General features: G+C 72.7%; 25 protein-coding genes and 1 pseudogene. 6 read left to right on the forward strand and 20 right to left on the reverse strand.

Annotated features, from left to right (window positions below; all coding sequences use genetic code 11):
* Position 1: 1 nt before the first annotated feature.
* The 14 genes from ACFWOG_RS16115 to ACFWOG_RS16180 form a co-directional block, all read right to left on the reverse strand.
* Positions 2-640 (reverse strand): GNAT family N-acetyltransferase, encoded by a 639-nt coding sequence (locus ACFWOG_RS16115; RefSeq protein WP_329882291.1) that lies wholly within the window; start codon positions 638-640, stop codon positions 2-4.
* Positions 641-850: 210 nt separating this feature from the next.
* Positions 851-1,678: a MetQ/NlpA family ABC transporter substrate-binding protein gene (locus ACFWOG_RS16120; RefSeq protein WP_329882292.1), complete on the reverse strand. Its 828-nt coding sequence runs from the start codon at positions 1,676-1,678 to the stop codon at positions 851-853.
* A 57-nt stretch (positions 1,679-1,735) separates the two neighbouring features.
* The gene (locus tag ACFWOG_RS16125; RefSeq protein WP_329949815.1) at positions 1,736-2,482 is read right to left on the reverse strand and encodes a methionine ABC transporter permease; all 747 of its coding nucleotides are present in this window, start codon (positions 2,480-2,482) and stop codon (positions 1,736-1,738) included.
* Positions 2,479-3,504 (reverse strand): ATP-binding cassette domain-containing protein, encoded by a 1,026-nt coding sequence (locus ACFWOG_RS16130; protein WP_329882294.1) that lies wholly within the window; start codon positions 3,502-3,504, stop codon positions 2,479-2,481. Before ACFWOG_RS16130 ends, ACFWOG_RS16125 begins: the two co-directional genes overlap by 4 nt.
* Before the next feature lie 558 nt (positions 3,505-4,062).
* Positions 4,063-4,563, reverse strand: coding sequence for a GNAT family N-acetyltransferase (locus ACFWOG_RS16135; RefSeq protein ID WP_355405423.1), 501 nt, complete (start codon positions 4,561-4,563; stop codon positions 4,063-4,065).
* A gap of 395 nt (positions 4,564-4,958) precedes the next feature.
* Positions 4,959-5,216, reverse strand: a complete 258-nt coding sequence (locus ACFWOG_RS16140; protein ID WP_329882297.1) for a hypothetical protein — start codon at positions 5,214-5,216, stop codon at positions 4,959-4,961.
* 113 nt (positions 5,217-5,329) lie between these two features.
* Positions 5,330-6,763 (reverse strand): argininosuccinate lyase, encoded by a 1,434-nt coding sequence (gene argH / locus ACFWOG_RS16145; RefSeq protein WP_329882298.1) that lies wholly within the window; start codon positions 6,761-6,763, stop codon positions 5,330-5,332.
* A 188-nt stretch (positions 6,764-6,951) separates the two neighbouring features.
* Positions 6,952-8,145, reverse strand: coding sequence for an argininosuccinate synthase (locus ACFWOG_RS16150; RefSeq protein ID WP_329949812.1), 1,194 nt, complete (start codon positions 8,143-8,145; stop codon positions 6,952-6,954).
* Between the two features lie 279 nt (positions 8,146-8,424).
* Entirely contained in the window at positions 8,425-8,973 is a 549-nt protein-coding gene (locus ACFWOG_RS16155; protein ID WP_030395991.1) for an arginine repressor, read from the reverse strand.
* Positions 8,974-8,990: 17 nt separating this feature from the next.
* Positions 8,991-10,199: an acetylornithine transaminase gene (locus ACFWOG_RS16160; RefSeq protein ID WP_355405424.1), complete on the reverse strand. Its 1,209-nt coding sequence runs from the start codon at positions 10,197-10,199 to the stop codon at positions 8,991-8,993.
* Positions 10,196-11,128 (reverse strand): acetylglutamate kinase, encoded by a 933-nt coding sequence (gene argB / locus ACFWOG_RS16165; protein WP_329949810.1) that lies wholly within the window; start codon positions 11,126-11,128, stop codon positions 10,196-10,198. The genes ACFWOG_RS16160 and argB overlap by 4 nt, the downstream gene beginning before the upstream one ends.
* A 30-nt stretch (positions 11,129-11,158) precedes the next feature.
* Positions 11,159-12,331 (reverse strand): bifunctional glutamate N-acetyltransferase/amino-acid acetyltransferase ArgJ, encoded by a 1,173-nt coding sequence (gene argJ, locus ACFWOG_RS16170; protein WP_380358829.1) that lies wholly within the window; start codon positions 12,329-12,331, stop codon positions 11,159-11,161.
* Positions 12,328-13,356 carry an N-acetyl-gamma-glutamyl-phosphate reductase gene (gene argC / locus ACFWOG_RS16175; RefSeq protein WP_380358832.1) on the reverse strand — a complete coding sequence of 343 codons (1,029 nt, stop codon included), beginning with the start codon at positions 13,354-13,356 and terminating at the stop codon, positions 12,328-12,330. Before argC ends, argJ begins: the two co-directional genes overlap by 4 nt.
* A 239-nt stretch (positions 13,357-13,595) precedes the next feature.
* Entirely contained in the window at positions 13,596-14,798 is a 1,203-nt protein-coding gene (locus ACFWOG_RS16180; protein WP_380358835.1) for a methyltransferase, read from the reverse strand.
* Between the two features lie 231 nt (positions 14,799-15,029).
* Here ACFWOG_RS16180 and ACFWOG_RS16185 point away from each other — a divergent pair, with 231 nt between their 5' ends.
* Positions 15,030-15,434 (forward strand): VOC family protein, encoded by a 405-nt coding sequence (locus tag ACFWOG_RS16185; RefSeq protein ID WP_329949806.1) that lies wholly within the window; start codon positions 15,030-15,032, stop codon positions 15,432-15,434.
* A gap of 98 nt (positions 15,435-15,532) precedes the next feature.
* The gene (locus ACFWOG_RS16190; protein ID WP_329949805.1) at positions 15,533-15,907 is read left to right on the forward strand and encodes an RNA-binding S4 domain-containing protein; all 375 of its coding nucleotides are present in this window, start codon (positions 15,533-15,535) and stop codon (positions 15,905-15,907) included.
* A gap of 60 nt (positions 15,908-15,967) precedes the next feature.
* Here the strand turns inward: ACFWOG_RS16190 and ACFWOG_RS16195 are convergent, their stop codons facing one another.
* Positions 15,968-16,477: an FBP domain-containing protein gene (locus ACFWOG_RS16195; protein ID WP_329882308.1), complete on the reverse strand. Its 510-nt coding sequence runs from the start codon at positions 16,475-16,477 to the stop codon at positions 15,968-15,970.
* Positions 16,478-16,700: 223 nt separating this feature from the next.
* Entirely contained in the window at positions 16,701-17,585 is an 885-nt protein-coding gene (locus ACFWOG_RS16200) for an SAM-dependent methyltransferase (RefSeq protein ID WP_329949804.1), read from the reverse strand.
* A 263-nt stretch (positions 17,586-17,848) separates the two neighbouring features.
* Between ACFWOG_RS16200 and ACFWOG_RS16205 the strand changes: the two genes are divergently transcribed.
* Together ACFWOG_RS16205 and ACFWOG_RS16210 are read left to right on the forward strand one after the other, a co-directional pair.
* Positions 17,849-18,814 (forward strand): polysaccharide deacetylase family protein, encoded by a 966-nt coding sequence (locus ACFWOG_RS16205; RefSeq protein ID WP_380358839.1) that lies wholly within the window; start codon positions 17,849-17,851, stop codon positions 18,812-18,814.
* A gap of 134 nt (positions 18,815-18,948) precedes the next feature.
* Positions 18,949-19,944, forward strand: coding sequence for a ketopantoate reductase family protein (locus ACFWOG_RS16210; protein WP_380358841.1), 996 nt, complete (start codon positions 18,949-18,951; stop codon positions 19,942-19,944).
* A gap of 79 nt (positions 19,945-20,023) precedes the next feature.
* On the opposite strand, the gene ACFWOG_RS16215 is transcribed toward ACFWOG_RS16210, so the two are convergent.
* Positions 20,024-20,842: an SDR family oxidoreductase gene (locus ACFWOG_RS16215; RefSeq protein ID WP_329882312.1), complete on the reverse strand. Its 819-nt coding sequence runs from the start codon at positions 20,840-20,842 to the stop codon at positions 20,024-20,026.
* 477 nt (positions 20,843-21,319) lie between these two features.
* Here ACFWOG_RS16215 and ACFWOG_RS16220 point away from each other — a divergent pair, with 477 nt between their 5' ends.
* Positions 21,320-22,189: a 3-hydroxybutyryl-CoA dehydrogenase gene (locus tag ACFWOG_RS16220; protein ID WP_329882313.1), complete on the forward strand. Its 870-nt coding sequence runs from the start codon at positions 21,320-21,322 to the stop codon at positions 22,187-22,189.
* Between the two features lie 307 nt (positions 22,190-22,496).
* Here ACFWOG_RS16220 and ACFWOG_RS16225 read toward each other — a convergent pair.
* From ACFWOG_RS16225 to ACFWOG_RS16235, 3 genes and pseudogenes are all read right to left on the reverse strand, one after another.
* A pseudogene (locus ACFWOG_RS16225) lies at positions 22,497-22,586 on the reverse strand.
* Positions 22,587-22,610: 24 nt separating this feature from the next.
* Entirely contained in the window at positions 22,611-23,342 is a 732-nt protein-coding gene (locus ACFWOG_RS16230; protein WP_329882314.1) for a hypothetical protein, read from the reverse strand.
* A gap of 109 nt (positions 23,343-23,451) precedes the next feature.
* Positions 23,452-24,291, reverse strand: coding sequence for a chitosanase (locus ACFWOG_RS16235; protein WP_329949801.1), 840 nt, complete (start codon positions 24,289-24,291; stop codon positions 23,452-23,454).
* Between the two features lie 254 nt (positions 24,292-24,545).
* On the opposite strand from ACFWOG_RS16235, the gene ACFWOG_RS16240 reads away from it, so the two are divergent.
* A complete protein-coding gene (locus ACFWOG_RS16240; protein WP_380358846.1) occupies positions 24,546-25,715 on the forward strand; it encodes a hypothetical protein in 1,170 nt (389 codons plus the stop codon).
* The last annotated feature ends 48 nt before the right edge of the window (positions 25,716-25,763 follow it).

Genomic DNA, 25,763 nt, shown 5'->3' on the forward strand with positions numbered 1-25,763 from the left:
GTCAGTCGCGCAGGACGTAGTGGCGGTCGCCGGGCCAGGCCCCGGCCTGGACGGTGTCGGGGGTCTCCATGTCCTCCGGCAGCAGGCTCCACAGGATGAGGTCGCTGCGGCTCTCCTCCACCACCTCGCCGGCCTCACCCCGCACTATCCACGCGCTGCGCAGGACGCCTTCGCTGATGCCGCCGATCTTCTGCGCGACCTGCTGGGCGGCGGTGTTGCCGGCGGCGGTGCGCATCTCCAGGCGGAGGAAGCCGCGGTCCTCGAAGAGCCACTGGGCGACGCCGAGGACGGCCTCCGGCGCGTAGCCCTCGCCGCGCGCCCAGGCGGCGGTGACGAAGGCGATCTCGGTGGAGCGCAGCCGCCAGTCGGTGGCGCGCAGTTCGACCAGGCCGACCAGCCGCTGGGTGAGGTGCTCGGTGACGGCGAAGACGATGCCCCGGCCGGCGGCCCGGTGGGCGGGGGCGAGACTGCGGGCCAGTTCGGCGGCGTAGGACTCGGTGAAGGGGTGCGGGAGGTCGGTCCAGGCCAGGACGAGTTCGTCGGCCATCATCGTGGCGAGGCCGGCGGCGTCGTCCTCCGCAAGCGGGCGCAGCAGCAGCCGTTCGGTGCTGATGGCGGTCTCGGGGAAGCTCGCTGCCATGCCGTCTCTCCTCGCCGGGTCGTGGACACACCGTACGCCTCGCCGGTGCCCGGGTCTCACGCGGTGCACGGACCGCACGACGGTACGTCAGTTCCGGGTCTGTCGGACCGTCACTGGTGCATACTGCCCGACCGGGCCCCCGCCGAGGTGCGGCGGGGGCCCGGTGCGGGTCCGGCGGGACGGGTCGGAGCGCGGTTCGGCGCGCCGGTGTCAGAACGCCGGGATGACGGAACCCTTGAAGGTGTCGTCGATGTACTTCTTGACCTCGGCCGAGTGGAGCAGCTCGGCGAGCTTCTTGACCCGCGGGTCGTTCTCCTTGCCCTGCTTGACGGCCAGGATGTTGGCGTAGGGGTTGCCCTCGGCCTTCTCCAGGAGCAGCGAGTCGGTGGCCGGCTTGAGGCCGGCGTCCAGCGCGTAGTTGCCGTTGATCACGGCGGCGTCGAGGTCGTCGATGGAGCGGGGCAGCTGGGCGGCCTCCAGCTCCTTCCACTTGAGGTTCTTCGGGTTGGCGGTGACGTCGGCGGGGGTGGCGGCGGTGCCGACACCGGCCTTGAGGGTGATCAGGTTGTTGTCGGCGAGCAGCTTGAGCGCGCGGCCCTCGTTGGTGGCGTCGTTCGGCAGGCCGACGGTGGCGCCGTCCTTGAGGTCGCCGATGGTCTTGACCTTCTTGGAGTACACACCCAGGGGCTCCAGGTGGACCGTCTCGACCGAGACGATCTGGGTGTTGTGCTTCTTGTTGAAGTCCTCCAGGTACGGCACGTGCTGGAAGTAGTTGGCGTCGGCCGAGCCGTCCTGCACCGCGGTGTTGGGGGTCACGTAGTCGGTGACCTCCTTGATGGTGAGCTTGAGGCCGGCCTTCTCCGCCAGGTTGTCCTTGACGTACTTGAGGATCTGACCGTGCGGGGTGGGGCTGGCGACGACGGTGAGCGCGGCGTTCGGGTCGGAGGACGCCGAGTCGCCGTTGCTGCCGCAGGCGGCGAGCGAGAGGGCGATGCCGGCGGTGGCGAGGACGCTGGTGAACTTCAGGGCGTTGCGCACGAAAAGTGCCTTTCTGCGTGATACGGGGAGCCGGGTCCGGGTTCGGACATCGGAAGGTCAGTGGGCGACGACGTCCTCGTCGGGGGTGGCCGGGGCCGCGGGGGTGCGGCCGCGCGGGCCGAGCAGGCGGGTCCGGCCGCCGGTGCGTCCGCGGTTGGCGAGGGCACGGACGGCCCGGTCGCCGATCAGCTGGACGACGGTCACGATGATCACCAGTTCCGCGACGATGATCCACATGAAGGCGGTCTCGAAGCGGAAGTAGCCGTAGTTGATGGCGAGGGTGCCGAGGCCGCCGCCGCCGACCACGCCGGCCATGGCGGAGTAGCTGATCAGCGTGATGATCGTGGTGGTGACGGAGGCCACGAGGGCGGGCAGCGCCTCGGGGATCAGCGTCTTGCGGACGATGGTCCAGGTGGAGCCGCCCATGGCCTGGACGGCCTCGACCAGGCCGCGGTCGACCTCGCGGACGGAGGTCTCGACCAGCCGCGCGAAGAAGGGGATCGCGCCGATGGTGAGCGGCACGGTGGCGGCCTCCCACCCGATGGAGGTGCCGACCAACCAGCGGGTGAAGGAGATCAGCGCGATCATCAGGATGATGAACGGCACCGAGCGGGCGATGTTCACCGCGGCGCCGAGCACCTTGTTGACCGGCTGGTTCTGCAGCAGGCCGCCCTTGTCGGTGAGGACCAGCAGCACGCCCAGCGGAAGGCCGAGCAGTACGGTGCCGGCGGTGGCGACGCCGACCATCTGGAGGGTCTCCCAGGTGGCGGGCCACATCAGTTCCTGCATCTGGTCCCAGGTCATGCCGCCGCTCCGTTCGCCGTCTCCAGCACGTCCACCTGTAGGCCCTGCTCGCGCAGGAAGCCGATCGGCACCACGTTGTCCGCGCGGGAGCCGGGCAGCTCGACCCGCATCCGGCCGACCATCCGGCCGGCGATGGTCTCGACGGCGGCGCCGAGGATGTTGATGTCGATCTGGTAGGTGCGGGCGAGCTGGGAGACGAACGGCCGGGCGGAGCTGTCGCCCTGGAAGGTGATCTCCAGGACGGTGCTGCCGGGGTGGCCGGTGCCGAACTCGCTGAGCGGGAAGAGCTCGCGGGCGAGCTCCGAGCCGGGCTTGGCGAGCAGGTCGGTGAGCTCGCCGGACTCGACCACCCTGCCGCCGCGCATCAGGGCGGCGGAGTCGCAGACGGACTTGATGACGTCCATCTCGTGGGTGATCAGCAGGACGGTGAGGCCGAGCTGCTGGTTGAGGTCGCGCAGCAGCTTGAGGATCGACCGGGTGGTCTCCGGGTCGAGTGCGGAGGTGGCCTCGTCGGAGAGCAGCACCTTCGGGTCGCCGGCGAGGGCGCGGGCGATGCCGACCCGCTGCTTCTGACCGCCGGAGAGCTGGCCGGGGTAGCTGCGGGCCTTGTCCCCGAGGCCGACCAGGTCGAGCAGCTCGGCGGCCTTGCGGCGGCGCTCGGCCCCGTCCAGGCCCATGATCTCCAGGGGGAGCTCGACGTTCTGCTGGACGGTCCGCGAGGAGAGCAGGTTGAAGTGCTGGAAGACCATGCCGATGCGGCGGCGGGCCTCGCGCAGTTCCCTGCCGGCCCGGTTCTCGCCGCCGGACAGCGCGGTGAGCTCGACGCCGTCCACGGTGACGGTCCCGGAGCTGGGGCGCTCCAGCATGTTGACGCAGCGGATGAGGGTCGACTTGCCGGCACCGCTGGTGCCGACGACGCCGTAGACCTCGCCGGGGCGGACGTGGAGGTCGACGCCGGCGAGGGCGGTCACCTCGCGGCCGCTTGAGCGGTAGACCTTGGTGAGGTCCGTGGTGGTGATCACAGCTGCTTCCGTGGGTCGGGGGCGGGCGGCGTGCAACCGCCGGACCGGGTTGCGGTCGGCGACGAGGACGGCGTTGCGCCAGGGGGGTCCGGACCTGCCACCCCTTGATCGTCGCCGGTCGACGGCCGGGCCGCGCGACGGCGTGGCCCTTACGTGTCAACGGTGACGGCCACCCGCCCGTGGACGGGCAGGCGGGGTGAAGGGGGTGGTGACGGCAGGCTCGGCTCGCTCACTCGGACGGGAGCGGCCGGGTCTCGCTTCGGGGCGCGAGATGTGGTCCCCCGGCCGGCGGCGAGGGGGAGGGAACGGTGGCCCTCAGCGGTGACACATTCGACGGCACATGGCACGCTCACCTGCCGGCAGGGTGCCGGTGGGGGTCCATTTCGTCGTCGCAGTCATGTGAGCCAGTAAATCAGATGGGTCGATGTGGTCCCAACTATTCGGACCAGCTGTCCGCAATACGGACGCTCATGGCCCTGACCTGCATCAATGCCGACCGGCGCCGCCTTCGGAGGTCCGAATGATGGCGGCGCCGGATCGGGAGGGTACGGCGGAGGGTCAGGCCGTGGCGGCGAGCTCGACCTCGGCGGGCTTCTCCAGGTGGACCAGGCTCAGCCGGCCGCTGATCTGCTCCACGGTGGTCTGCCGGTACCCCTGGCGGGCGTAGAGACGCAGGTTGCCCAGGCTGCGGTGGCCGGTGAACAGCCGGTAGGAGCTCACCGCGCCGTCCTCCGCGAGGCGGTGTTCCAGTGCCTCCAGCAGTCGGCCGCCGAGGCCGTGCCGCTGCATCCGGGGGTGGACGACCAGGCGCCCTATCCGGCCGACGCCGTCGGGGCCGACCCGGCCGCGTACGGTGCCGACGATCTCGCCGCCGAGGCGGGCGACGAGGAAGTGCTGTTCGGTCAGTTCGGCGCGCAGACTCTCCAACGACTGTGTCAGGGGCTCGATGGCCCAGTCGCCGTAGAGTTCGGCCTCGGTCTGGTAGCCGAGGTACTGGAGCTTGAGGATCTGCTCCGCGTCCTCCGCCTCGGCGGTCGAGATGATCACGGTCATGCCCATGTGCGGGGGCCTCCCCATCGTTGTGCCCGGCGCGCGAACGTGAGGGTGTCGCACCGGATGCCCTGCCGGAGATGTCCCGGCCGGGGGTCTTCCCGGACCGGGGGTGGCGCACGAACGTACCAGCCGCGCGGCCCTGGTGAGGGCCGTGCCGCCGATGGCGTGCTCACGGTCAGTATCCGAGCGACCGCGCCACCGTCAAGAGCTACGTTCGCCAGCGCCTTACCCGCGCGTCAGCTGCCCTCAACCTTTCGGCCGCCGGACGTGGCGAGGGTCACGCCCGACGGGGCCGGTCGAGGGCCCGGTTCCGGAGCCGGACGGGGGTCGGACGGTGGCGCGACGACGCGGCGGATGGCCGGGGCCGGAGGGCGCGGGGCGGGACCGCGCCCCGCGTCGGTTCAGGCGTAGCGCTCGGCGTGGAGGCGGGCCCGGAGGCAGGCGAGGCAGCGGGAGCGGGTGGGCCCGATGGACCCGCGCGGCATCCCGAGGCGTTCGGAGAGTTCGCGGTAGGTCGGCGGCGGGTCCTCGACGAGGGCGGCCATCAGCTGCGGGCAGCGGCCGGGCAGGGCGGCCACTGCCTCCCGGACGAGGCGGCGCCGCAGCTCGGCGAGGACCTCGTCCTCGGCGGAGGGGACGAACGGGAGGTTGGTGCACATACCGTGGATGACCGGGTACGGGCCCGGCCGGTTACGCCCGCCCGGTCGCGTCCACGCGAAAGGGGCGCGACGGTCGGACCGTCGCGCCCCTCCCCCGGTTCGGTGACCGGGCGTCAGCCCTTGACCCACTCCTGCTGGACCGCGAGGTCCGCCTTGAGCTCGGCGAGCTGGACCGCCACGGCGTCGGGGGCGGTGCCGCCCCGGCCGTTGCGCGAGGCGATCGCGCCGTGCACGCTGAGCACCGAGCGGACCTCGGGCGTCAGGTGCGGGGAGATCGCGGCGAACTGCTCGTCCGTCAGGTCGGCGAGTTCGATGCCGTCGGCCTCGCACACCTTGACGCAGGCACCCGCCACCTCGTGCGCGACCCGGAACGGCACGCCCTGCTTGACCAGCCACTCGGCGATGTCGGTGGCGAGCGAGAACCCGGCCGGGGCCAGCTCCTCCAGCCGCTCCCGGTGCACGGTGAGGGTGGCCATCATGCCGGTGAAGGCGGGCAGCAGCACCTCCAGCGTGTCGCAGGAGTCGAAGACCGGCTCCTTGTCCTCCTGGAGGTCCCGGTTGTAGGCCAGCGGCAGCGCCTTGAGGGTGGCGAGCAGACCGGTGAGGTTGCCGATCAGCCGGCCGGACTTGCCCCGGGCGAGCTCGGCGATGTCCGGGTTCTTCTTCTGCGGCATGATCGACGAACCGGTGGAGAAGGCGTCGTGCAGCGTGATGAAGCCGAACTCCTTGGTGTTCCAGATGATCACCTCCTCCGCGATCCGGGAGAGGTTGATCCCGATCATCGCGGTGACGAAGGCGAACTCGGCGACGAAGTCCCGCGAGGCCGTGCCGTCGATGGAGTTGCCGACCGAGCCCCGCTCGAAGCCGAGGTCGGCGGCGACGGCCTCCGGGTCGAGGCCGAGCGAGGAGCCGGCCAGCGCGCCGGAGCCGTACGGGGAGACGGCGGTGCGGGTGTCCCACTGGCGCAGCCGCTCGGCGTCCCGGCCGAGGGCCTGCACGTGTGCGAGGACGTGGTGGGCGAAGAGGACGGGCTGGGCGTGCTGGAGGTGGGTGCGGCCCGGCATGGCGGTGTCCGGGTGGGCCTCGGCCAGGCCGACCAGGGCGTGCTGGAGGTCGAGGACCAGCCCGCCGATGATCTTCGCGTGGTCCCGCAGGTACATCCGGAAGAGGGTGGCGATCTGGTCGTTGCGCGAGCGCCCGGCCCGCAGCTTGCCGCCCAGGTCGGGGCCGAGCCGCTCCAGCAGACCGCGCTCCAGGGCGGTGTGGACGTCCTCGTCGGCGACGGTGCCGGTGAAGGTGCCGGCCTCGACGTCGGTGAGCAGCCGGGCGAGCCCGTCCAGCATGCCGGCGAGTTCCTCGTCGGAGAGCAGGCCGGCCTTGTGCAGGACGCGGGCGTGGGCCTTGGAGCCGGCGATGTCGTACGGCGCGAGGCGCCAGTCGAAGTGCACCGAGGCGGAGAGCCTCGCCAGTGCCTCGGACGGGCCGTCGGCGAAGCGGGCGCCCCAGAGGCGGACGTCGCCACCGGAGGTGGTCTGGTCGGCGGACATCGCACGGGCTCCTTTGCGCGAGAGGGTTCGGGAGGGGTGGTCCCGGCCGCGGGGGTGGGCGCGGCCGGGACCGGGAGAGGTGGTTCGGGCCCCGGTCGGGGCGGTTCGGCCCGGGCCCGTCCGGGGGTTCGGACGGAGGTCGGGACGGAGGTCGGGCCGGAGGTCGGGCCGGTTGTCGGGCCGGGGACTCAGCCGAGGTCGCGGCGGGCGGCGATCTTCGAGGACAGCCCGAAGATCTCGATGAAGCCCTTGGACATCGACTGGTCGAAGGTGTCGCCGGTGTCGTAGGTGGCGAGGTTGAAGTCGTACAGCGACTGGTCGGACTTCCGGCCGTTGACGACGGCCCGGCCGCCGTGCAGCACCAGCCGGATCTCGCCGGAGACGTGCTGGTTGGCCTCGTTGACGAAGCCGTCCAGGGCGCGCTTGAGCGGGGAGAACCAGAGGCCGTCGTAGACCAGCTCGGCCCAGCGCTGCTCGACCTGCCGCTTGTAGCGGGCCAGCTCGCGCTCGACCGTGACGTTCTCCAGCGCCTGGTGGGCGGTGATCAGCGCGATCGCGCCGGGGGCCTCGTAGATCTCCCGCGACTTGATGCCGACGAGCCGGTCCTCGACCATGTCGAGCCGGCCGATGCCCTGGGCGCCGGCCCGCTTGTTGAGCTCCTCGATGGCCTGGAGGACGGTCACCTTGCGGCCGTCCACGGCGACCGGGACGCCGGCGTCGAAGGTGATGACCACCTCGTCGGCCTCGCGCGGGGTGGCCGGGTTCTGGGTGTACTCGTAGACGTCCTCGATCGGGGCGTTCCAGATGTCCTCCAGGAAGCCGGTCTCGACGGCCCGCCCGAAGACGTTCTGGTCGATCGAGTACGGGGACTTCTTGGTGGTGGCGATCGGCAGGCCCTTGGCCTCGGCGAAGGCGATCGCCTTGTCCCGGGTCATCGCGTAGTCGCGGACCGGGGCGATGCACTTCAGCTGGGGGGCCAGCGACTGGATGCCGACCTCGAAGCGGACCTGGTCGTTGCCCTTGCCGGTGCAGCCGTGGGCGACGGTGGTGGCACCGTGCTTCTGCGCGGCGGCGACCAGGTGCTTGACGATGACCGGCCGGGACAGGGCGGAGACGAGCGGGTACTCGCCCTGGTAGAGGGCGTTGGCCTTGATGGCCGGGAGGCAGTACTCGTCGGCGAACTCGTCGCGGGCGTCCGCGACCTCGGCCTCGACGGCACCGCAGTCCAGCGCCCGCTGGCGGATGACGTCCAGGTCCTCGCCGCCCTGGCCGACGTCGACGGCGACGGCGATGACCTCGGCACCCGTCTCCTCGGCGATCCAGCCGATGCAGACGGACGTGTCCAGACCGCCCGAGTAGGCGAGTACGACGCGCTCGGTCACGGCTTTCTCCTTCACAACAGTGCGAACAGGCTTACGGCGATAGGCATAAGTATGCACTACTCCGTATGAAACTCAAAACGCCGACCGGGAGCTTCCACGAACGGGGCTGCCGGCGGGGTGACGGACGGGACTTCGGGCGTGCTGCGGGCGAACTTCGGGCGGGCCGAGGGCGGGCCGGTCGGTCCGGTCGGGCCGGTCGGGCCGGTCGGTCGGGCCGTGGACGGGGCCGCGGATACGACTGTGGGCCCGGGGAAACCGGGCCCACGGAAGGGGATGCCGCTACTGGGCCTTCGCCTGGGCGAGCTGCATCAGGTGGTCGGCGAGGGCCTGGCCGCCCGCCGGGTCCCGGCTGATCAGCAGGACGGTGTCGTCCCCGGCGATGGTGCCGATGATCTCGAAGACCTCCGCCTGGTCGATCGCCGAGGCGAGGAACTGGGCGGCACCCGGCGGGGTGCGCAGCACGACGAGGTTGCCGGAGGCGGTGGCGGAGACCATGAGCTCGCCGGCCAGCCGGGCCATCCGGCCCTCGGTGGCGGACTCCCCCATCGGTGCGCGGGGGGTGCGGTCGCCGCCCTCGGCCGGGACGGCGTAGATGAGCGCGCCGTCCCGGTTGCGGATCTTCACCGCACCCAGCTCGTCCAGGTCCCGGGAGAGGGTGGCCTGGGTGACCACCAGTCCGTCGTCGGCGAGCAGCTTGGCGAGCTGGCTCTGCGAGCGCACGGGCTGGCGGGTGAGCAGGTCCACGATCCGCCGGTGGCGCGCGGTGCGGGTCTGGGGGACCTGCGGCGTCGGGCCGGCGGCGGGTTGGCCGGAGTGGGGAACGGTCATGTGATTATTCTCCCGGACTACGCTCGGTTCGCATCGCCCGGGGCGCCCTCGCGGACCGCCCGGAGGACGTCCGGCAGGGCGGCGAGGAAGGCGTCCGCCTCCTCCTCCGTGAGCACCAGCGGCGGGGCGAGCCGGATCGCGTCCGGGACGGCGGCGTTGACGAGGAAGCCGGCCTCCTGGAGCCCTGCCTGGATCGCGCCCGCGACCGGTTCGGTGAGGACGATGCCGAGCAGCAGGCCGGCGCCGCGCACGTGCGAGACCAGCGGGTCGCCGATCGCCTCGACGCCGTGCCGCAGCCGGTCGCCGATCTTGCGGACGTGCTCCAGCAGGCCCTCGGACTCGATGGTGTCCAGGACGGCGAGGGCGGCGGCCGCCACCACCGGGTTGCCGCCGAAGGTGGTGCCGTGCTGACCGGGGGTCAGCAGGTCGGCGGCCTCGCCGAAGGCGAGCACCGCGCCGACCGGCAGGCCGCCGCCGAGCCCCTTGGCGAGCGTGACGACGTCCGGCTCGACCCCCTCGAACGCCTGGTGGGCGTACCAGTGGCCGGTCCGGCCGATGCCGGTCTGGATCTCGTCCAGGACGAGCAGGGTGCCGGTGGCGCGGGTGATCTCCCGGGCCGCGGCGAGGTAGCCGTCGGGCAGCGGGACGGCGCCGTTCTCGCCCTGGATCGGCTCCAGGAAGACGGCGGCGGTCTCGGTGGTGACGGCCGCCCGCAGCGCTTCGACGTCGCCGAACGGGACGTGGGTGACGTCGCCGGGCAGCGGGCGGAACGGCTCCTGCTTGGCGGGCTGGCCGGTGAGCGCGAGGGCGCCCATGGTGCGTCCGTGGAAGCCGCCCTCCAGGGCGACGACATGGGTGCGGCCCGTCCGGCGGCCGATCTTGAAGGCGGCCTCGTTGGCCTCGGCTCCGGAGTTGCAGAAGAAGACCCGGCCCGCGCGGCCGTCGAGCGCGAGCAGCCGCTCGGCGAGGCTGATGGTCGGCTCGGCCATGAAGAGGTTGGAGATGTGGCCGAGGGTGGCGATCTGCCGGCCGACGGCCGCGACGATCGCCGGGTGGGCGGTGCCGAGCACGTTGACGGCGATGCCGCCGAGCAGGTCGGTGTACTCCTTGCCGTCCGCGTCCCACAGCTTGCTGCCCTCGCCGCGGACCAGCGGGATCCGGGGCGTGCCGTAGTTGTCGGTGAAAGCGTGCTGCCACCGCTCGGTGAGCTGCTCGTTGGAAGTCATGCCAGTCCCCCGGTCACGGTCGTTTCGTCGTCCGGCACGACCATCGTGCCGATGCCCTCGTCGGTGAAGATCTCCAGCAGCAGGCTGTGCGCCACCCGGCCGTCCAGCACGCGGGCGGTGCCGACGCCGGAGCGGACGGCGCGCAGGCAGCCCTCCATCTTCGGGAGCATCCCGCTGGCCAGGCCGGGCAGCAGCTCCTCCAGCTCGCCCGCGCTGAGCTGGCTGATCACGTCGTCGGAGTTCGGCCAGTCCTTGTAGAGACCCTCGACGTCGGTGAGGACGACGAGCATCTCCGCGCCGAGCGCGACCGCGAGGGCGGAGGCGGCGGTGTCGGCGTTGATGTTGTAGACGTGGCCGTCGACGCCCCGGGCGATCGAGGAGATCACGGGGATGCGGCCGTCGGCGATGAGCGCCTTCACCGCGCCCGCCTCGATGTTGACGATGTCGCCGACCAGGCCGATGTCGACCTGCTCGCCGTCGACGACCGCGTACCGCTTGACGGCCGTCATGGTGTGGGCGTCCTCGCCGGTCATGCCGACCGCGAACGGGCCGTGGCCGTTGAGCAGCCCGACCAGTTCGCGCTGGACCTGGCCGGCGAGCACCATCCGGACCACGTCCATGGTCTCGGGGGTGGTGACCCGGAGTCCGTTGGTGAAGGAGGACTCCAGGCCGAGCCGGTCGAGCTGGGCGCTGATCTGCGGGCCGCCGCCGTGCACCACGACCGGGTGGAGGCCGGCGTAGCGGAGGAAGACGACGTCCTGGGCGAAGGCCGCCTTGAGCTCGTCGTCCACCATGGCGTTGCCGCCGAACTTGATGACGACGGTCTTGCCGTGGAACCGCTCCAGCCACGGCAGCGCCTCGATGAGCGTCAGGGCCTTGGGCAACGCGGTGTTGTTGCGGGCCTGTTCGCCCTTGGGTGCGATCTGCACGTTTTCTGTCCCCGGCTCAGGTAGCAGGTCTCAGGAGGAGTAGGCGCTGTTCTCGTGCACGTAGTCGGCGGTGAGGTCGTTGGTCCACAGGGTGGCGGTGGCCTCGCCGGCGTTGAGGTCGGCGATGACGACCACCTCGCGGCCGGTCATGTCGACGAGATCGCGGTCCTCTCCCACGCTGCCGTCGCGGCAGACCCAGACGCCGTTGATGGCGACGTCGAGCCGGTCGGGGTCGAAGGTGGCGGCGGTGGTGCCGATCGCGGCCAGGACGCGGCCCCAGTTGGGGTCCTGGCCGTGGATGGCGCACTTGAGGAGGTTGTTGCGGCCGATGGTCCGGGCCACCTCGACGGCCTCGTCCTCGGTGGCGGCGCCGGTGACGTCGATCCGGATGTCCTTGCTCGCGCCCTCGGCGTCGCCGATGAGCTGGCGGGCGAGGTCGGCGCAGACGGTGCGGACCGCCTCGTCGAACTCGGCGGTGTCCGGGGTGGTGCCGGAGGCGCCGGAGGCGAGCAGCAGCACGGTGTCGTTGGTGGACATGCAGCCGTCGGAGTCGATCCGGTCGAAGGTGGTGCGGGTGGCGCCGCGCAGTGCGGCGTCCAGGGCGGCGGCGTCCAGGTCGGCGTCGGTGGTGAGGACGACGAGCATGGTGGCCAGGGAGGGGGCCAGCATGCCGGCGCCCTTGGCCATGCCGCCGACCGTCCAGCCGGCGGGGCTGGTGACCTGGGCCGTCTTGTGGACGGTGTCGGTGGTCTTGATGGCGATCGCGGCGGCCTCGCCGCCGGTGGCGCTCAGCTCGGCGGCGGCGGTGGCGACGCCGGGGAGCAGCAGGTCCATCGGGAGGCGGACGCCGATCAGACCGGTGGACGCGACGGCGACCTCACCGGCGTTGAGCTTGAGCTCCTCGGCCACCTTCTCGGCGGTGGCGTGGGTGTCCTGGAAGCCGAGCGGGCCGGTGCAGGCGTTGGCGCCACCGGAGTTGAGGACGACGGCGGAGACCGAGCCGCCCTTGAGGACCTGCTCGGACCAGAGCACGGGGGCGGCCTTGACCCGGTTGGCGGTGAAGACGCCGGCGGCGGCGAGCGAGGGCCCGTCGTTGACGACCAGGGCGAGGTCCGGGGTGCCGGAGGCCTTGATGCCGGCGGTGACACCGGCGGCGCGGAAGCCCCTGGCGGCCGTCACTCCGAGGTTCTGGTGGTCGGTCACGGTGCGACTCCGTTCACGGGAAGGCCCAGCTCCTCGGGCAGGCCCAGGGCGATGTTCATGCTCTGCACCGCGCCACCGGCGGTGCCCTTGACCAGGTTGTCGATCGCGCTGATCGCGATGATCCGCCCGGTGGCCTCGTCCAGGGCGATCTGGACGAGGGCGGCGTTCGAGCCGTAGACGCTGCTGGTCTGCGGCCACTGCCCCTCGGGCAGCAGGCGGACGAACGGCTCGTCGGCGAACGCCCCGGTGTAGGCGGCGCGCAGGCTCTCGGCCGTCACGCCGGGCTTCGCCTTGGCGGAGCAGGTGGCGAGGATGCCGCGCGGCATGGGGACGAGCGTGGGGGTGAAGGAGACCGCGACCGGCTCGCCCGCGAGCGGGGTGAGGTTCTGGGACATCTCCGGGGTGTGCCGGTGGACGCCGCCGACGCCGTACGCGCTGACGTTGCCCATGACCTCGCTGCCGAGCAGGTGGGTCTTGGCCGCCTTGCCGGCGCCGGAGGTGCCGGAGGCGGCGACGATGACGGCCTCGGGCTCGGCGAGTCCGGCCGCGTACGCGGGGAAGAGGGCGAGCGAGACGGCGGTCGGGTAGCAGCCGGGGACGGCGATGCGGTTGCTGCCCTTGAGCGCGGCACGGTGGCCGGGGAGCTCGGGCAGCCCGTACGGCCAGGTGCCGGCGTGCGCGGAGCCGTAGAACTGCTCCCAGTCGGCGGCGGCCTTGAGCCGGAAGTCGGCCCCGCAGTCGACGACCAGCACGTTCCCGCCGAGTTCCTCGGCGACGGCGGCGGACTGTCCGTGCGGCAGCGCCAGGAACACCACGTCGTGGTCGGCCAGCACCTCGGTGGTGGTGGGCTCCAGGATCCGGTCGGCGAGCGGCAGCAGGTGCGGCTGCAGCAGGCCCAGTCTGGTGCCGGCGTTCGAACCGCCGGTCAGCGCCCCGATCTCCACCTCCGGGTGGCCGAGCAGCAGACGCAGCACCTCACCGCCCGCGTATCCGCTCGCGCCGGCGACGGCGACTCGCAATGCCATGGCATTCCCTCCTTCGTCGTGGCATGAATATACGCAGTACGGAACATTCATGCAAGGAGTGGGGCGAGGGGCGCCGCAACGGGCACGCCCCACCCCCACGTCCGAGGACAGGGCGCTCCGACCGCGCGGGCGATCGTCCGCCCGTCGTCGGCGATTAGCTTAGGCTACCCTTACTTAGGGGGAGAACGGCCCGCACGGGACCGGCCCGACCGCACCCCGTCGGCCCGGCCCCCGGCGGTTCACCGGCGGACGGCCCGCAGGACGACGAACTTCGGGTTGCCGGCGACGAGTTGACACTTGCCGAAGAGACGGCGGAGCTTCTCGTGGTAGCCGAGGTGCCGGTTGCCGACCACCCAGAGCTCACCGCCCGGCCGCAGGGCGCGACGGGCACCGGTGAACATCCGCCACGCGGTCGCGTCGGTGGTGGCCTGGTGCGAGTGGAACGGCGGATTGTTGAGGACGAGGTCCACCGACCCGGGGGGCACCGCCTCGGCCGTCATCGCGTCGGCGGTCAGGAACTCGGCGGGGGCGTCCGGGCCGAGGTTGGCGCGGAAGGTCTCCTCCGCCGAGGCCACCGCCTGGTGGGACTCGTCGACGAAGACCAGTTCGGCGCCGGGCGAGGCCAGGGCGGCGGCGGTGCCGACGACCCCGTTCCCGCAGCCGAGGTCGACGACCCGGTCACCCGGCGCCGCGGTCGGCAGGTGGGCGAGCAGGAACCGGGTACCGATGTCGAGGCGGTCCGCGCAGAAGGTGCCGGCGTGGTTGACCACGGTGCGGCCGGCGGCAGGACCGATGTCGGCGGGCAGCGCGTAGCGGTGCGGCCAGGGGTTGGGGCCGGGGTCGAGCGTCCGGTCCGGCGTGCAGAAGATCAGCCGGGCCTTGCGGACGGCGAGCGAGGTCCGGGTCGGCCCGAGGATGCGCTCGAAGAGCTGGAGGGTGGAGGTGTGGATCTCGGTGACCATGCCGGTGCCGATCACCACGGTGTCCGGGTGGACGGCCGGGGCGAGCCGGTGCAGCTGGTCCTCCAGCAGCGCGAGGCTCTTGGGGACGCGCACCAGCAGGACGTCGATCCGCGCGGGCGGGGCGTCCCGGGTGGTGAGCAGCCGGACGGCGGCCGGGTCGGCGCCGGCCCGCGCGAGGTTGGCGCGGGTGGCCCGCTGGGCGAGGTGCGAGTCGCTGATCTGGGCGGGAGCGAACCGCGCGAGCGCGGTGGCCAGGGCGCCCCAGCGGTCGCCGAGGACGGTGACCGCCCGGCCCGTGAGGTCGGTGGCCCCGCCCTGGGCGGAGTCGGCCTCACCGGCCAGGTGCCGCAGCAGGTACTCGTCGGCGGCGTCCCAGGCGCGCAGCAGCTCGCGCGGGTCCTCCGGGTAGCGGGTGAGGTCGAGGCTGCCCCAGGGAGTGGCGAAGGGGGTCGCGGCGGCGGGCGTCGAGAGGCGGTTCATCGTGGCCCAGGCTAGCCGACCGGCGGGCGGGCCCGGTGGGCGGCGACGGCGGGCCCGGGATCACGGGTGCGGGGACGCGTTGCGGGGGCGCGTAGCGGGGTCGTACGGGCTGGGCGGGTAAACCGGGCCGACGGGGGGCTGATCGGCGCGGTTCACCGCCCGGGGCCGGGCGCCGGGCGCGCATCGGGGCCTCGGCCGATACTGGAGGGGCCCGAAGGAAGGGGCGAGGCCATGGACTGGAAGCTCGAAGTGGTGGTGGTCCCGGTGTCGGACGTGGACCGGGCCAAGGTCTTCTACGAGGAACAGGCCGGTTTCACCGTCGACCACGACACCCGGATCCGGGACGGCGTGCGGGTCGTCCAGCTGACACCCCCCGGATCCGGCTGCTCGATCGTGGTGGGCGCCGGGATGACGGAGGCGCCGCCCGGCTCGCTGAAGGGTCTCCAACTGGTGGTGCCGGACATCGACCGGGCGCACGCCGAGCTGGTCGCGCGGGGCGTGGAGGTCAGCCCGGTGCAGCACTTCGAGGACGGGACCCGGGTGGACGGGCGTGGCGGCGAGTGGAACTCGTTCGTCTTCTTCAGCGACCCGGACGGCAACGGCTGGGCCGTCCAGGAGGCACCCGACCGCCGGTAGCGCCTTCGGTACCGTCCGGTCCCGTCCGGTCCCGTCCGGTGGCGGGGTCCGTCCGGCTGAGGTAGGGGCCGCCCGGGCGGTCTCGGTAGGCTCGGAGGATGGTCGATGTCGAGGGAAGCGTCCGGGTGGACAGCTGGATCTGGTCGGTGCGGCTCGCGAAGACGCGGTCGGCGGCGGCCGACGCCTGCAAGGCCGGGCACGTCCGGGTCAACGGCGAGCGGGCCAAGCCGGCCCAGTCGCTGAAGCCCGGCGACGAGGTGCGGGTGCGCCAGGAGGGCTACGAGCGGGTCGTCGTGGTGCGGAAGCTGATCCGCAAGCGGGTCGGCGCCGAGGTCGCGGCGGAGTGCCTGGTGGACAACAGTCCCCCGAGGCCGCCGCGCGAGCTGCTGGCCGTGCCCGGCCTGCGCGACCGGGGCGCCGGGCGGCCCACCAAGCGGGACCGCCGGGACATGAACCAGCTGCGCGGCCAGTAGCACGGCGGGCCGGGTCCCCGGCCCGCCGACCCCGCCGCGGCCGACCCGGCCGGACGGCGGTCAGGAAGCCAGGGTGTCCGTCCGGACCTGGGTGAGGAAGGTGTCCAGGTTCGCCAGCGTGCGGGCGATCTGGTCCTCCAGCGGGAGCGACTCGTCGGGCCGGGTCACCAGCGCGGACTTCTTCAGGCCGCGCAGGTAGAGCGAGCAGGCCAGGTCCGCGCAGATGTACGTGCCGACCGTGTTCCCCTCCCGCCCCGCCGCACCGGCGCGCCGGGCGGTGAGCAGCGCGACGCCGGAACCCGCGTGCGCCGTGACGCAGAGCGAACAGACGTTGGTCTTGGTCAGGCTGCGCCGGAACGACGGCACCCGCAGCGTGACACCGACCAGCTCGCCGCCGTGCTCCGCCACCAGGTAGCCGCGGTCGGGGGCGCCCTGGTCCCGCCAGCCGAGGAAGTCCAGGTTCTCCCAGGGGAGTTCGGCCATGCCTCGGGGCAGGTTGAGCCGACGGGCCTCGCCCTTGGAGCAGTTGACGAAGGACGCGCGGATGTCGGTCTCGTTCAGGGGTCGCATACGTCGCAAGCTAACACCGGACGCCCGGCGCCGTCGCGCGGTTTTCCGTCCGCCCGGGCACCGGACCTGCGGCGATCGGGCCCGCCCGTGCAGCGGGCCGGGGGCGTTCCTCGCGGTGGGCGGCCTCGCCGGGGTCTCGGGTGGCGGCGCCGAACAGCACCGCCCCCCGGCCCACCCGCACGCCGCCCCCTGATCCGACGGTGCGTCAGGGGCGGCCGACGGCTCAGCGCTTGAAGGCGACGCCGGCGTAGGCGGAGACGTCCTGCCAGCCCTCCGGCAGGTCGGTGGTCCGGATGTGGCCGGACTCCGGCCGCCAGAGCGGAAGTTGGACCAGGCCGGGGCCGACGAACTCGAAGTCGCCGAAGAACGGCTCGACGGCGGCGCGCGGGCGCAGCACCAGGGGCGCGCTCGCGCTGCGGTAGATCCGGGTGCCCTCGGCGGCGCTCTCCCGGGAGGCGAAGTCGGGGCTGCCGTGGGAGAGGATCAGCGCGCTGCCGGGGGCGAGCACGTCGCGCAGGGTGCGGACGATCCGTTCGGCGCCGTCCTCGTCCCGGATGAAGTGCAGGACGGCGACGAGCATCAGGGCGACCGGCTCGCCGAGGTCGATGGCGGCGCGCAGGCCGGGGTGGTCGAGGATCGCCTCGGGCTCGCGCAGGTCGCCCTCGATGACGGAGGTGTGGCCCGCCGGGTGGCCGGCCAGCAGGGCGCGGGCGTGGGTGGCCACGATCGGGTCGTTGTCGACGTAGACGACCCGGGCGTCCGGGGCGACCCGCTGGGCGATCTCGTTGGTGGAGCCGACGGTCGGGATGCCGGTACCGATGTCGAGGAACTGCCGGATGCCCCGGCCGGCGGCGAACTCGACGGCGCGGCCGAGGAATTCACGGTTGGTGCGAGCCAGCAGCGGCAGCGCCGGGTAGGCGGCGATGGCGGCCTCGGCGGCCTTCCGGTCGGCCTCGAAGTTGTCCTTGCCGCCGAGGTAGTAGTCGTACATCCGGGCGGTGTGCGGGACGCCGGTGTCGAGCTCGGTCGGGGGCTGCCAGTCGTCGGCGCGCGCCCACTCCCAGTCGGTTCCGATCCCCGTGCTCGCCGTCGTCGTGTCCTCGGTCATCTGCCGCCCCCTGTCGTTCACCGCGTTCACCTCCGGCCGGTGCCGGCGGCGTCCCCCGTACCGGGTGCGGTCGGCGGGCCCGGTGTGCCGTGCCCCCTCCGCCCCGGTGCGCGGCGATCGTAACCGACGACGGACCCCCGAAACAGCGGGAGTTCAGGTTTCCGCAGCATTCGAACGATGGCCCCCGTGCGCGTCGGCGGCCGAGCCCTCGGGCTCTTCCCACCGGTCGCCGCGGGGTGCCGCCCTCTCTATGCTTGCTGCCGATGACTGTCGATCGGCGCAGCGTCCTGCGCACCACCGCCAAGCTGGCCGCTCTGACCGCCGTCGGCGGGCTCGTCGGCGCCTGCGGCGACAGCGTCGCCCGCCGGGCCGATCCGGGGGCGCTGGCCGTCCGCCCGGGCACGATCGACCCGGCGGGCACCGTCGACCCGGCGTGGGCGGAGGCGGAGGGTCCCGCCTCGCCGGCGGCCGGTGGCTCCTCCGGCGCGGCGGGCACCCCCGCGCCGACGGGCCCGGCGGCAGAAGCACCGGCGGCGGGCCCGGCAGCCGATCCGGGGGCAGGTCCGGGAGCCGCCACCACCCCGTCCGCACCGCCCGCACCGCCGGTGCTCCCGCCCCTGGCGCCCGGTACCCCGGTCGAGGTGGCGTACGGGCCGCGTACCCGCCGCAATGTCGCGCTGACCTTCCACGGCAGCGGCGACCCGCGGCTCGCCACCGCCCTGCTGGAGACCGCCGAACGGCGCGGCGTCGGGCTCACCGTGCTGGCCGTCGGAAGCTGGCTGGACCAGCAGCCGCAGATGGCCCGGCGGATCCTGGACGGCGGCCACGAACTGGGCAACCACACCCAGAACCACCAGAACATCTCCACCATGACCCCCGACCGGGCGCGCGCCGAGATCGCCCAGTGCGCGGAGCGGCTGCAGCGGCTGACCGGCTCGATCGGCCGCTGGTTCCGCCCGTCGGCCGCCCAGTACGCCACGGCGATGGTGCGCGAGCAGGCGAAGGCCGTCGGGTACGAACACGTGCTGGCGTTCGACGTGGACCCCCGGGACTACAGCGACCCGAGCGCGGCCGAGCTGCAGCGCCGGGTGCTCGGTTCGGTGCGCGCCGGCTCGGTGGTGGCCCTGCACCTGGGTCACCAGTGCACGGTGGACGCGCTCCCCGCGATCCTGGACGGCCTCGCCGGGGCCGGCCTGACCCCGGTCACCGCCAGCCGCCTCTTCGCGTAGCCGCGACACCGCCCCGCAGGGCACCCGGCGCAGGGCACCCGGCGCGGGGCGCCCGGCCCGTGGGGCGCGGGCCCGCCGGGCGGTGCCGCGGAAGAGCCCGGCCGCCTCCCGCACGTGCGTGCCATGCTTCCCGCATGCGCTACATCATCATCGGGGCGGGTGCGGTGGGCGGCACGATCGGTGCCCGGCTGCACGAGGGCGGGCACGAGGTGGTCCTGGTGGCGCGCGGCGCCCATCTGGCCGCGCTGCGGGAGACCGGCCTCCGGTTCGGCACCCCGGAGGGCACCCGGACGCTGCGGATCCCGGCCGTGGGGGGGCCCGCCCTCCTCGCGAAGCGAACCGCCGACCCCCACGGCCACGCCGAGAACAACAAGTACAACCCCACCCCGCCGGCCGCCGGGGAACCCCGCCCGGTGGCCGGCGGCGGCACCGCCGGCGAGCGGCTGCCGCTGGTCTGCGCGCAGAACGGGGTGGAGAACGAGCGGCTGGCGCTGCGGCTCTTCCGTGAGGTGCTCGGCGTGTACGTGTGGATGCCGTCCACCCACCTGGAGCCGGGCCGGGTGAGCGCGGCGGGGACGCCGGTCAGCGGGATCCTGCGGCTCGGCGGCTACCCGGCCGGGACGGGCGGGCGGGCGGCGGCGATCGCCGCGGACCTCGCCGGGTCCTCCTTCAGCGTGCCGCTGGAGGAGGACGTGATGCGCTGGAAGTACACCAAGTTGCTCGGCAACCTGGCCAACGCGCTGGACGCGGTGGCCGGCCGGATCGAGGACGGTCCGCTGGGCGCCCTCCGCGACCGGGTGACGGCCGAGGGCGCCGCCGTGCTGGCCGCCGCCGGCGTCCCGCACCACGACCTGGCCGAGCAGTTCGTCGAGGCCCGGGAGACGCTGCGGCTCGCACCGGTGGCGGGCGAGGGTCGCACCGGCTCGTCGTCCTGGCAGAGCCTGGCGCGCGGCACCGGCTCGATCGAGGCCGACCACCTGAACGGTGAGATCGTGCTGCTGGCCCGGCTGCACGGGGTGGCGGCGCCGCTCAACGAGGCGCTCCAGCGGCTGGCCGGGGCGTTCGCCCGGACCGGGCGGGCGCCGGGCTCGCTCACCGCGGAGGAACTGGCGGCACTCACCGCACTCTGAGCCGGGGCCGGGTCCGGGCCGGGCCGGGCCGGCCGGGGTTCCGCGGACGCGCCCGCCCGCCGTCCCGCGGACCGGGCGGTCAGCCCATCGGGTCGTCCGGCCCGTACGGGCGGAGCCGGAGCGTGCGCGCGTCCGCCTCCCGGATCTCCCCGGCCCGGTTGACCAGAACCTCCAGGTCGTCCCGCCCGGCGTGGATGAACCGCCCGTGCAGCCCGTCGAAGCGGCCTCGGGCGGCGTCCACGGTGACGGCGACCATGTACGGGATGGAGCCCCACTCCTTGGTGGACCGGAACATCGGCATCCCGGCCGTCATGTCGGTGGCGACCGCGCCGGGGCTGATGTCGAGGACGACCACGTGGTGCTCGGCGAGCGAGTCGGCGAGGTTGTCGGAGAGCTGGAGCAACGCGCCCTTGGAGGTGGCGTACGCGGTGTAGTGGCCGTCGGGGCGCAGCGCGAAGCCGGAGTTGAGGTTGATCACGCGCCCGCTGCCGCGGCGGACCATGCCGGGCAGGACGCAGCGCAGCAGGTTGTAGGGTCCGCGCAGGTTGACCTCCACGACCTGCCACCACTGGTTGGCGTCGGTCTCCCAGAGCGGCACCTCGGCGCGGTCGATCTGGCCGGCGTTGTTGATCAGCAGGTCGACCGGGCCGAGGTCGCGTTCGACCAGGCGGACGGCCTCCCGGACCGAACCTGGTCTGGTGACGTCGGCGGTGACGGCGACTCCGCGTGCACCGTGCCGGACGCACTCCTTGAGGGTCTCGGTGAGGGTCTCGTGGGTCCGCCCCACCAGCCCGACGGCCATGCCCTCGGCTGCGAGGCCGATCGCGAGCTCCCGGCCGATTCCCCGGCCGGCGCCGGTGATCAGGGCGACCTGTCCCGTGAGCGACCCCGTCGGCATCCCCGTACTCCCTTCGCCTGTGTGCGGACCGTCCCGCATTCTGTCCGGCGCGGGGCGGCGCGGAGCCGGGGCGCACGTGCGACGCGAACGCGCCCACCCGTCCGGCGCAGCCGCCGGACCGGGGCGGGCGCGGACGCCTGGAGGAAGCGCCGGGAGGACGCCGGAGGATCGCGGGGGCGTCGCCGGGAGGTCGCCGGGAGGTCGTGACGAGATCGCCGGAACGTGGTCGGAAGTTTGCCGGAGGGTCACGTCGGGAGGCGGGCGGGAGGGGCCGGAAGGAGGCCCGCAGAAGGCCCCGGGGGCACGGGACGGCCGGTTCGACCCGGAGGGAGGGGATGACCTACTGGCCGGTAGGGAGTAGTAACGTCGTCGGGGCGGTGCACCGGTGCACACCTACCGTGCACCCGCCCCGCTGGACAACAGCTTGCGGTACCACCTGTCGCTGGGCGACCCCCAGCACCACCGAAGGGCAACTGAGTGAGTGACATCGCGCGTGTCGGAGTGATCGGCTGCGGCCTGATGGGGTCGGGCATCGCTGAGGTGTTCGCCCGGGCGGGGCTGAGCGTGCTGGTCGCGGAGGCCACCGGGGAGGCCCTGGAGTTCGGCCGCACCCGTCTGACCAACTCGCTGGACACCGCCGTCAAGCGGGGCAAGCTCACCCCCGAGGAGCGGGACGAGGCGCTGGGCCGTCTCGCCTTCACCGTGGACCTGGCGGACTTCGCCGACCGCGACCTGGTGGTCGAGGCGGTGGCCGAGCGCGAGGACGTCAAGGTCAAGATCTTCCAGACCCTCGACCAGGTGGTGGAGCGCCGTGACGCGATCCTCGCCTCGAACACCTCGTCGATCCCGATCGTGAAGCTGGCCGCCGCCACCTCCCGCCCGGAGCAGGTGATCGGCCTGCACTTCTTCAACCCGGCGCCGGTGCAGAAGCTGGTCGAGGTGATCCCCACCCTGACCACCTCCGCGGCCACCACCGAGCGGGTCGAGACCTTCGCCACCGAGGTGCTCGGCAAGGAGCCGATCCGCGCCCGCGACCGGGCCGGCTTCGTCGTCAACGCCCTGCTGGTGCCGTACCTGCTCTCCGCCGTCCGGATGTTCGAGTCGGGCGTGGCCACCGCCTCCGACATCGACAAGGGCATGGAGGCCGGCTGCGCCCACCCGATGGGCCCGCTGCGGCTGTGCGACCTGATCGGCCTGGACACCATCGTCCTGATCGCCGAGTCGATGTACGACGAGTACAAGGAGCCGCTGTACGCCGCTCCCCCGCTGCTCTCCCGGATGGTCGACGCCGGTCTGCTCGGCCGCAAGTCCGGCCGCGGCTTCTACGACTACACCGCCACCGCCTGACCTGCGGAGCACGCGGGAGTGACGGGCACGTGACGGGGCCCGGGAGCGGTATCCAGCTCCCGGGCCCCTGAGGTGCCACCCAATTGCTCTGCACCGGCACGTTTAAGGGTGTGGGTCATTTTCACAGCGTCGCGCTTTGCCATTGAAGCTACCGCGCCAGGAAGAGGCGCAGGCGGGAGTCGAACCCGCATCCGACGCTTACAGCACACACCCGGTCGATCCGGCGCTCGGCGGCGAATGCTGAGACTTGAGCGAGAGTCTGAGTTTGACAGGGGTTGCCTCTGCCGAGTTGGGCCACCCCGGCGCGTGGTGCCGGGGGGAGGACTCGAACCTCCACCGTTCCCCTGATGTCAGCTTCACCATCAGTGTCAGCTTGCGCTCTTCGCGCCACCCCCGCTCTCATACGGGGGCGATCATGGGGCTACCCGAACAGGTAGCCGAACACCGCATCACCGACCCGGTGGTCCGCGACCTCGGCGCCGTTGGCCTCCTCGCGGGCGAACTGAACCGCCTGCTGGAGCTTCTCGACGCGCTCCAGGAGTTCGTTCACCCGCCGGGCCGGGAGGGCGCCGGAGAACTTCACGGTCGTCCAGTAGCCGATGGCGATGTCCTCGTAGTACACCTCGACCTGCGCCGGGTGCTTCTCCGTCGCCTCGGCCTTGACGTGGTTGCGCGGGACCTTCTTGGTCCGGATGGTGCGCACCGACTCGGTCTTCCAGGAGTCCGTGGAGGCGTCGTGGTTCCAGGCCTCGGAGGCGTCCAGCACCGGCAGCTTGCGGACGAAGGTCCGCAGGTCGGTGAGCTGCTTCTCCAGGAAGAGCAGGTAGGTGACCGGGGCGTCGGCGACCAGCGTCCGCCCGTCGACCACGACGTCGGCGCGGGCGGTGGTGTTGGCCCAGTCCTTGGTCGCGGTGACGTCGAACAGCCGGGTCAGGGTCGCGGCGGTCGCCCGCAGGACGTCCTCGGCCTTCACCTGGACGCGGGTGGACTCGGGGGGCAGTTGCTCGCCCTCCTCGTCCTTGGGCTGGTACGTCCGGGAGATTCCGGCCAGCAGCGCGGGCTTCTGCAGGTCCTGGTGGGACTGCGTCAGCTCCTGGAAGGACTTGGACTTGACGCCCTTTTCGACGGCGATGATCTGGTTCAGCTTGGCCACGTCCCGGACGCTATCAGCGCACCCGTTCGACCGTCATCCGAATTCCCGACCGGCCGCGGGGCCCGGGCGGACCCGGTCCCCGCGGCTCGGCCGGCCCGGCGGCCGGACGTCAGCTGTTGATGCTGTAGCTGTCGCCGTAGACCTTCCACTTCAGCGGGGGGTTGAGGTCGAAGTTCTTGGCGTTGAGGAAGACCAGCTGCGCGGTGTCGACGCGGCTGGTGTCGGAGTGCGCGTCCTCCTGCTTCATGACGACCTTGCGGGCGTCCAGGAAGGCCTTGAGGTAGGCGGTCTCGTCGCCGCCCTGGGCGGGGGTCTTGGCCTTCTTCATGGCGGCCTTGCGGATGCCGCCGAAGCTGTCGGAGCTGGTGCCCGGGCCGTGCATGACGATGGCGTCGTAGTAGATGAACTGCCCGAGCGCGCGCAGGCCGTCGGACTTGGCCTGGCTGACGGAGGGGTTGAAGTAGACGCGGTCGCGCTCTTCGTTCTGGGCCTGCTGGAAGACGGCGTCCTTGGCTGCGGTCGCCCAGTCGCGCTCGAAGGCGGAGCCGAGGCCGGCGTGCGACTCCGTGCCGTTGACCTTGCGGAGCGCGGGCAGGTACTTGGCGAGGATGTTGCCGGGCTTGAGGTCGGTGTAGTGCTCGACGAGTTCGAGCATGTCCCCGGTGCCGGAACAGAAGCCGATGATCCCGGCGGTGTAGCCGCGGCCGTCCTTGATGTCCTCGATGTACTTGTACTGGGCCTTCCAGTCGAGGGACGAGTTCTCGGCGCTGGACACCAGCTGCATGGCGATGTCCTTCTTGTGGGGGTCGTCCAGGCCGACCGCCGCGATCCGGACCGCTGCGGGCGCGGTCTGCGCGGCGTGGCCGACGCCGGCGGCCGCCACCGTGGCCGGGGCGGCGACCAGGAGGGCGGCGAGGGTGATCCCGACGGTGCGGTGCTTGAGACGCATCTGACGCTCCGTTTCTCCGCCCGGGCAGGGGGATACCCGAGCTCCATGAGAGTTAGGAAACTTTCCTAACTAAGAGATAGCGCCCACCGGCGCACGTCCGCAAGGCCTTTGACCGAATCACTTCAACCCGCCCGGCGCGCGCGAGCCCCACGCGCGCCCCCTCACCTCCGCGCGCCTGTCCCCGTACCTGCCGGTGCCTCAGAATGCCTACCCGTGGGCCGCAGTCGGACGGCCACGGGCACGAGGAGCCGCGCATGATCGGGTACGAGATCGAGATCGACCTTCCCGTCGTCGACGGGAAGGGGGCGAAGATCAAGGGGGACACCAAACTGGCGGCGAGCAGGACCCGCACCGACGGCAAACCCGTCTTCAAGGTGGTCGCGGACAGCAGGAGCCTCCCCGACGGGCGGAAGTACTCCAACCTGGAGTTCGTCACCAGGCCCTGGTCCGTGGTCGGGGACGGGCACACCCGGGGCCCCGCGGCGCTGCTCGACACCCTCACGCGGATCCGGACGGTCCGCGACGCGTTCTACCGGAACACCACCGCGCTGCTCTCGGCCCCGGCCGACCTCCTCGACGTGCTGCCCGCCGGCACCGGGGCCAGGCTCGCCGGCGGCAACGGCTACCGGGAGAGCGCCGGAACGGAGGGCAAGGGCGACGGCCTGTTCGTCCACTACTCCGTGGGCGTACCGGTGAGCGGCATGGCCACCTTCTTCGACCGGCTGCGCCGTGCGGCGCCGCTGCGCGACGGCGTCTACCTCCCCGACGCCCGGCACCGCCTGCAACAGGCGAACGCCTTCGCCGAACGTGCGGTCCAGGAGTTCCTGCCGCGGAACCGGCCGAGCGACGCGGGCCGCAACGCCCCGGCGCTCAGCGCCCGGGCGAGGCGCGACCGGGAGGTCCTCGGCTACCTCCAGCTGGTGTTCATGCAGATCACCGCGTTCGCCGACCACGCCGACACGGTCGCCCGGGGCGGCCCCGACTCCGGCATCAAGAACCGGACCGTGGTGCTGAGCCGGTCGCCGCTCGCCGATGTGCACGCGCACCTGGACCCCGAGGTGCGGACCGCGCTGCGCACCCACCACGACGCGCTCGTCACGCTCCTCGCCGACGACTACCAGGAGGAGGGCCGGGTGCGGAAGGACATGGGCTTCTACGAGACCGCGGTGCGCGAGATCGACGGCGGCCCCGTCGTCCTCCTCGACTACGCGACGGCGGCGTTCCGGGGCGACGCCGCCGTCCCCCAGCAGAGCGTCTTCGGCGGGATGCGCCAGATAGCGCCGCACGTGGAGGAGGAGGCGGTGATGGTCCCGTTCGAGATCCGCACCCTCGGCTCCTCGCTGAAGTCCTGGACCCAGGTCGAGGCCGACCTCAGGGACCTCTGCGACTGGGTGCAGAGCTCCCACGAACTCGGCATGGCCTGAGCCGGCCGCCGGCCACGCCGAAGGGCCCCGGCCCGGACGGAGGAACGT

This window comes from Kitasatospora sp. NPDC058406, assembly GCF_042722765.1.
In the GTDB taxonomy this organism is placed as follows: Bacteria; Actinomycetota; Actinomycetes; order Streptomycetales; family Streptomycetaceae; genus Kitasatospora.